Origin of the sequence: Streptomyces albicerus (assembly GCF_008905045.1) — a bacterium.
Taxonomy (GTDB): domain Bacteria; phylum Actinomycetota; class Actinomycetes; order Streptomycetales; family Streptomycetaceae; genus Streptomyces; species Streptomyces albicerus.
On sequence record NZ_VWMY01000046.1, the window covers coordinates 90403 to 97007 of the forward strand.

Below are 6605 nucleotides of genomic sequence, written 5' to 3' on the forward strand. Positions count from 1 at the left end.
GCAGCCACGGGTGCAACGGGTCGCCGATCGGGACGGTGGTGCGATTACGGCGCTGCTGCTGCGGCGCCGTGGCGGCCTGGCCGGCGCCAGTTTGGGAGTCGTGGTGGTGTACGGATATGCGGCCGCGCAGGGGTGGCCCGTCACTGTTCCAGTGAGGTGGGCTGTGACCGGGCCGGCCGTGGCAGTGGTGGCCGCCACCGTGGCCGGCCTGTATCCCGCTCTGCGGGCATCCCGGATGTCACCCACCGGGGCGCTTCGCTCGGCGTGACATCGCGCGCCGCGACGATGCCGCGATTGCCATGAGCTCAGCAGCCACAGGGCCGGCAGTGGTGAGCCACTGCCGGCCCTGTGGTCTAGAGACTCGGTTCTTGCTAGGTCTGTGACGCGTACGGTTCCGGAGCTGTGCCCCCCCCGGCCCTCGGCCCCTACGCACCCGCACCCGCGCCCACACCCGATGCCCATACGTAATGAGGAGGTCAAGATTTCGTTAGGGGCTCGAAGCAACGGAATAGTTGCCCGAGCGCACGGGGTTCACCTTGCACGTATCTGCACCCCGCTTCTGGAGGCCCCACCCAATGACCCGGACAACGACGGACCCGCGCACGCGAAGGCCGAGCGGCAGCGGAATCGTCCCGGTACTGGCCTTCGCGGGCATCGTTGTCGCGGTGATGCAGACCCTGCTCGTGCCGGTCATCAAGGACCTGCCGGAGCTGCTGGGCACCTCGCCCAGCAACGCCACCTGGGTGTTGACCTCGACCCTGCTCGCGGGCGCCGTGGCCACGCCGATCATGGGCCGGCTCGGTGACCTGTTCGGCAAGCGGCGGATGCTGATCCTCAGCCTGGCGGTGATGGTGGTCGGTGCGCTGATCAGCGCCGTCACCAGCGACCTGCTTCCGATGATCGTCGGCCGTACGCTCCAGGGCTTCGCGATGGGCGCGATACCGCTCGGTATCGGCCTGATGCGCGACATGCTGCCCCGCGAGAAGCTCGGCTCGGCGATGGCCCTGATGAGCTCCTCGATCGGCGTCGGCGGCGGTCTCGCGCTGCCCGCCGCGGCGCTGGTCGCGCAGCACACGAACTGGCACGCCCTCTTCTACGGCGCCGCCGGCCTCGGCGTCCTCTCGATCGTCCTCACCCTCCTCGTCGTACCGGAGTCCCCGATGCGCGCCGAGGGCTCCTTCGACCTGCCGGGCGCGCTCGGTCTCTCCCTCGGCCTGGTCCTCTTCCTGCTCCCCATCACCAAGGGCAGCGACTGGGGCTGGACGTCCGGCACCACACTCGGCCTGTTCGCGGGCGCCGTCGTCGCCCTGCTCCTGTGGGGCGTCTACGAGCTGCGCACCGCGGCCCCCCTCGTCGACCTGCGCACCACCGCCCGCCCGGCCGTCCTCTTCACCAACCTGGCGTCGATCATGGTCGGTGTCTCCTTCTACGTCGTCTCGCTCGTCCTTCCCCAGCTGCTCCAGCTCCCGAAGGCCACCGGCTACGGCCTCGGCCAGTCGATGGTCGTGGCGGGACTGCTCGTGGCCCCACTCGGCCTGACGATGATGTTCACGGCCCCCGTCTACGCCCGCCTGTCGGCGAAGTACGGCCCCAAGACCACCCTCATCCTCGGCATGCTGATCATCGGGATCGGCTACGGCGCCGGCCTGGGCCTGATGAGCGCCGCCTGGCAGTCCCTGGTCATCGCGGTGATCCTCGGCGCGGGCATCGGCCTCGCGTACTCCTCCCTCCCCGCGCTGATCGTCGGAGCGGTCCCGGCCTCGGAGACGGGCGCCGCGAACGGCCTGAACACCCTGATGCGTTCCATCGGTACGTCGGTGTCGAGCGCCGTGATCGGCATGGTGCTCGCCAACACCGCGAACAACGTGAACGGCGTCGCCGTCCCGACCATGCACGGCTTCCGGGTCTCCTTCCTGATCGCCACGGGCGCCGTGGCCGTCGGACTGCTGATGGCCCTGTTCCTGCCGAAGCCGAACCGCGCGCCCCAGCTGCGCGCGAGCAGCGAGGAGGAGGCGAACCTGGCTCGTGCGGAAGAGGCGCTCCGCGGCTTCCGCGGCCGGGTCCTGGACGCCGACGGCGCACCGGTCGCCCGCGCGAAGGTCACCCTGATCGACCGCCGGGGCCGCCAGGCGGGCGCCACGCTCTCCGCCGACGACGGCAGCTACGCCCTGACGGTCCCTGCCCAGGGGGCGTACGTCCTCGCCGCCCGCGCCACCGGCCACGCCCCGCGCGCCTCCGCGGCGACCCACGCCGGCGACGACCGCCCGGTCGACCTGGACCTTGCGCTGCCGGGTGAGCCGGTCTCCGCACGCTGAGCAATCCGAGGTGATCTCTTCCCCTCGAATCCACCCGGCGTTCACGGTCAGAAGGGATTCCTGTCGCACCATCCATCTCTGCGATCTCCGTGTGACCGGAGGTCAGCGGCACGCGCCTGACGGGGGTTCAGGGCGGGAGGGGGCGGGGCGGGATGATCGGGACGCTGTTCCGGAGCGAGGACGTGCCTGCGGAGGACAGGTTCGACCTCTGGCGGGAGCGGGTCGGCCGAACCGTCGCACCCGCCGACCTCACCAGTGACCACGCCGCCGACTACTGGGCGGAGCAGCGGCTGTTGCAGCTGGGACCGGTGACCGTGTGGCCGACCTCGTTCCTTCCGTCGCGGTTCCGCCGGAACGCGAAGATGGTGCGGCAGTCCGACCCCGAGCTGTACCACCTGAGGCTGGTGCTCGGCGGAGGGCTGGCGGTCGATCACGACGGACGCTACGACACGTACGGCCCCGGCGACCTGTACCTGGCCGACAGCTCGCGGCCGGGCGACGTGCAGGCGTACAGCGACGGGGAGCGCCGCGCCTGCACGGGCGTAGGCGTGGAGGTTCCCAAGGCACTGATGCATGTGCCACCACACCGAGAGCTGTTGGGCAGACGACTGTCCGGACGGGAGGGAATCGGCGCTCTGCTGACGGACTTCCTCACCGGCCTCGACCGGCAGGCGGACACCCTGCGGCCGTCCGACGCACCGCGCCTGGGGACAGTTCTCGTCAACCTGCTGTCGGCCTGGATCGCCCAGGTGTTGGAGGCGGAGGGCGCCCTGCCGCCGGAGACCCGGCAGGGGGCCCTGACCACTCGCATCCAGGCGTTCATCCAGCAGAACCTGCACGACCCGAATCTGGCACCGCCCGTCATCGCCGCCGCGCACCACATCTCGCTCAGCTACCTGCACCGCCTGTTCCAGGAGGCGGCACAGGGGGAAACAGTCGCGGCCCGCATCCGCCGGCGGCGACTGGAGGGCGCCCGCCGCGACTTGGCGGACCCGGCCCAGCACACCACGCCGATCCACACGATCGCCGCCCGCTGGGGCCTGCCGCGTGCCTCCGACTTCACCCGCGCCTTCCGCACCGCGTACGGGATGTCACCCAGGGAGTACCGGCTCCAGGCGCTCGCCGTACGGGAGTAGACGCACCGTCAAGTCCCAGTGGACCCATTGCTAACGACGTCCCCAGGAACTGCATCGCATCCTGATCAAGTCGCTGCAGGACCGCCCGACGATGAAGACAACGATGGAATCAGAGAGGTTGCTCGATGTCATGCACATGAAAAATCTGACCCGCGTCTTCGCGGCCGCCCTCACGGCGCTGTGCGCAGTCGCCGCCACACTGGTGTACACACTCGCCTCGTCCACACCGGCGAAGGCGGAGGACGACTGGAGAAACCTCCGCAACCTCAACGCCGGAAGATGCCTGGCCGTCCCCAACTCCAGTACGGCGAACGGTACGGGCCTGGTCCAGTGGACCTGTAACGACAACTCCGACCAGGACTGGACGTTCACCAAGGTGGCGGGCGGCAACGGAGACCGTTACATCGTCCGCAACCGCTTCAGCCTGAAGTGTCTCGCCATGCCCAACTCCAGCCTGGCCGACGGGACACAGGCCATTCAGTGGCCCTGCGATTCCGCGGGCAACGAGCAGGTCTGGGTCCACGACAGCTGGAACCGGCTGCGGAACCTGAACAGCGACAAGTGCCTAGCCGTGCCCAACTCCAGCACGGCCAACGGCGCCGCGATCATCCAGTGGACCTGCTCGGAGAACCTGGACCAGCGCTGGGTGTGGTCCGAGGACACCTCCACCTACGCCCGTCTCTACAACATGGGCTCCGGCCAGTGCCTGGCCAACCCCGGCTCCAGCTACACCAACGGCATCACGATGATCCAGTGGTCGTGCAGCAACAGCGACAGCAACTACTGGGCGCTCAAGCCCGTGACCGGCGGCTACCGCGTGGTCAACAAGGTGAACGGCAAGTGCCTGGCCCTCGCGGGCGCGACTACGACGAACGGCGCCAAGGTCATCCAGTGGCCGTGCGGCAGCGGCGACGAGCAGGTCTGGGTCCGGGACAGCCTCGATCGACTGCAGAACAAGAACAGCGGCTTGTGCCTCGCCATCCCCAGCGCAAGCCCGACCGCCGGCACGGAGGCAATTCAGTGGACCTGCTCAGAGAGCGCGAGTCAGCAATGGCTGTGGTGAAGCGCAGACGGGCATGGCCCGTACTCCTGACCGCACTCGTCCTCACCGTCCTGTCCGGCCTGCTGCTGCCGGGCCCGGCCGCCGCCGAGGGCATCTCGGGCGAGTCGATCGTCTACACGAACCGCGCGGGCGGGGGCGACGGCACGCGTACCCCCGACATCATCAGCACGAGCGCGAACAACGCGGTCGTGGTCTGGCGGGAAGGTCTCAGGCCCGGCAACGTGGACATGGGCTACATGCGGTACTCGTACACGACCGACGGCGGAGCCACCTGGAGCCGCCCCCAGACGCTGGCCCAGGAGACCGACCAGCACGCCTGGCACTACGTCATCCTCTACAAGGCAGGCAGCACGCTGTACGCCTACCTCGGGCGCACCTCGATCGCGGACCCGACCGAGCCCGACGGGTTCAACGGCAACGGTCTTCCGATCAACGGCACCTTCCTCAAGCGCAGCACCGACCAGGGCCACACCTGGCAGGACGCGCCCCTCACCGTGCCGAACAAGTCCAACCTCGTCTTCTCCGGCCGCCCGCTCCAGCGGGACAACGGGGAGTACGTCATGCCGTACTGGTCGTCGGGGCGGGAGAACGGGGTGCTGATCTCCTCGGACCTGCAGACCTGGAGGCTCGGCGGCTCCATCAGCGGGTCCGCTCTCACGGCGGGGGAGAACCAGATCGCCTTCTCGCAGGAGCCACAGGACCGCGATCACCCGAAGAACTCGCTGGTCATGGTGGCCCGCGCCAAATCGGCCGGCGCCGCGACGTCCACGAGCACCACCGGCGGCGCGTCCTGGAGCACCTTCGAAGCGGACTCCAACCTGCCGAGCAACAACATCGCCAGGAGCTACTTCACCAGCGACACCAGCGGCCAGTACCTGTACATCTACAACGCCGGTACGGACTCGGCCAACCGCGACATCCTCCATTACAAGACCAAACGCCCCGGCGCGGCCTGGAGCACGGCCAAACTCTTCGCCAACGGCCCAGCGAGCGACAACACCGACCAGCCCGACGGCAAGGGCTGGGACAACTACCCCATGGCTGACGAGTACGCCCCGGGCAAGTTCTGGGTCGTCTGGGAGTTCGACACCACCCGCATCAAGACGAACAGACTCGACATCTCCGACACACCCTGATCCATCACCGCCGCCGTACCCCCTGTCGCCCACCAGCCAGGGGGTACGGCAGCATGGGGCGCCCAGACGCACGTACGACCGGAAGGCCCCTGCCCATGACCGCGGCACCCAAGCCCGAGATCCTGGCCGCCTTCGAGGCCGCGAAGGGGTTCATGCCTCTCGGGGAGGGGCTTGCGCTGTACGCGGCGGCAGTGGAGGCCGGGCGGCTCGGTCTCCCGCTCCTGGAGGTCGGCACGTACTGCGGCCGCTCCACGATCCTGCTCGCCGACGCGGCGCGCGAGGCCGGCGTCACGGCGATCACCGTCGACCACCACCGCGGCAGCGAGGAGCAGCAGCCGGGCTGGGAGTACCACGACCCGGCGACGGTCGACCCGGAACTCGGCCGCATGGACACCCTCCCGACCTTCCGCCGTACGCTCCACAAGGCGGGCCTCGAGGACCACGTGGTCGCCGTCGTCGGCCGCTCGCCGCAGATCGCCGCCTTCTGGAACTCCCCCCTCGGCCTCGTCTTCATCGACGGCGGCCACACAGACGAACACGCGACCGGCGACTACGAGGGCTGGGCGCCCCACCTCGCCGAGGGCGGACTGCTGCTCATCCACGACGTGTTCCCCGACCCGGCGGACGAGTTCACCGGGCAGGCGCCGTATCGCGTGTATCTGCGGGCCCTGGAATCGGGTGCGTTCACGGAGGTCGCGGTGAGGGATTCGCTGCGGGTGCTGCGGCGGACGGGGCCAACCCTCACCGCATCTGGGGCGCGCACGGCCCGCTGAACGAGACATCGGCGATGACGATGGCCGCGGGCGGCACGGTCGAAGAGGGCCTCATCCGCGCACATGTCCAGAAGGCCGGGAAGTGGCGGGACTCCGTTGCACCCATGAGGGCTGGGGTCGTCAAGGCATGTGGCATCCCCGCCCGGTGAGTTTGTGGCTGTTCTCGTCGGGCTGTTTGCTGG

Annotated in this window: 5 protein-coding genes; all 5 read left to right on the top strand. The window is 69.3% G+C overall.

Annotated elements, in window-relative coordinates; genetic code table 11:
- Positions 1–575: 575 nt before the first annotated feature.
- The 5 genes from GAS53_RS35700 to GAS53_RS35720 all read left to right on the top strand — a co-directional run bounded on the left by GAS53_RS35700 (position 576) and on the right by GAS53_RS35720 (position 6423).
- Positions 576–2315 carry an MFS transporter gene (locus tag GAS53_RS35700; RefSeq protein WP_151481913.1) on the top strand — a complete coding sequence of 580 codons (1740 nt, stop codon included), beginning with the start codon at positions 576–578 and terminating at the stop codon, positions 2313–2315.
- A 152-nt stretch (positions 2316–2467) separates the two neighbouring features.
- The gene (locus GAS53_RS35705; protein WP_151481914.1) at positions 2468–3451 is read left to right on the top strand and encodes an AraC-like ligand-binding domain-containing protein; all 984 of its coding nucleotides are present in this window, start codon (positions 2468–2470) and stop codon (positions 3449–3451) included.
- A gap of 136 nt (positions 3452–3587) precedes the next feature.
- A complete protein-coding gene (locus GAS53_RS35710) occupies positions 3588–4514 on the top strand; it encodes an RICIN domain-containing protein (protein WP_225859288.1) in 927 nt (308 codons plus the stop codon).
- The gene (locus tag GAS53_RS35715; protein WP_151481916.1) at positions 4472–5650 is read left to right on the top strand and encodes a sialidase family protein; all 1179 of its coding nucleotides are present in this window, start codon (positions 4472–4474) and stop codon (positions 5648–5650) included. The genes GAS53_RS35710 and GAS53_RS35715 overlap by 43 nt, the downstream gene beginning before the upstream one ends.
- 95 nt (positions 5651–5745) lie before the next feature.
- Complete coding sequence (locus GAS53_RS35720) at positions 5746–6423, top strand: class I SAM-dependent methyltransferase (protein WP_151481917.1); 678 nt, start codon at positions 5746–5748, stop codon at positions 6421–6423.
- Positions 6424–6605 lie beyond the last annotated feature (182 nt).

Excerpts from the sequence above, each read along its gene's own strand:
- GAS53_RS35700 (WP_151481913.1), top strand. The coding sequence starts at position 576 with ATGACCCGGACAACGACGGACCCGCGCACGCGAAGGCCGAGCGGCAGC.
- GAS53_RS35705 (WP_151481914.1), top strand. The coding sequence starts at position 2,468 with ATGATCGGGACGCTGTTCCGGAGCGAGGACGTGCCTGCGGAGGACAGG.
- GAS53_RS35710 (WP_225859288.1), top strand. The coding sequence starts at position 3,588 with ATGAAAAATCTGACCCGCGTCTTCGCGGCCGCCCTCACGGCGCTGTGC.
- GAS53_RS35720 (WP_151481917.1), top strand. The coding sequence starts at position 5,746 with ATGACCGCGGCACCCAAGCCCGAGATCCTGGCCGCCTTCGAGGCCGCG.